The organism is Lysinibacillus sp. GbtcB16, assembly GCF_019091145.1.
In the GTDB taxonomy this organism is placed as follows: domain Bacteria; phylum Bacillota; class Bacilli; order Bacillales_A; family Planococcaceae; genus Lysinibacillus; species Lysinibacillus fusiformis.
In genome coordinates this window covers 1-238 of record NZ_JAGXJV010000842.1, presented here as the reverse complement: position 1 = coordinate 238, position 238 = coordinate 1, and the positions used below count along the sequence as shown (strand labels likewise).

Annotated in this window: 1 protein-coding gene; it reads right to left on the bottom strand. The window is 41.2% G+C overall.

Annotation, left to right across the window (positions count from 1 at the left end; genetic code table 11):
- Window positions 1–238, bottom strand: a 238-nt coding sequence (pdxT, locus tag KVT27_RS26060) for a pyridoxal 5'-phosphate synthase glutaminase subunit PdxT (RefSeq protein ID WP_217582320.1), incomplete at both ends; no start/stop codon positions are given.

The following is a 238-nucleotide window of genomic DNA, read 5'->3' as shown; positions in this document are numbered from 1 at the left end:
CAATATGTGCTGCTTCATAGCCAATAAGTGTTTTCGCAAGAAGAATCATCCCTGCACATGTACCAAACATTGGTTTACCAGACTTTGCAAATGTACGAAGTGGTACCATGAAAGCATACTTATCAATAAGACGGCGCATTGTTGTGCTTTCACCGCCTGGTAAAATAAGACCATCAATCTCTTCAAGTTGCTCTATACGCTTTACAACAACAGCTTCTGCACCACTTGCTTCAACTGA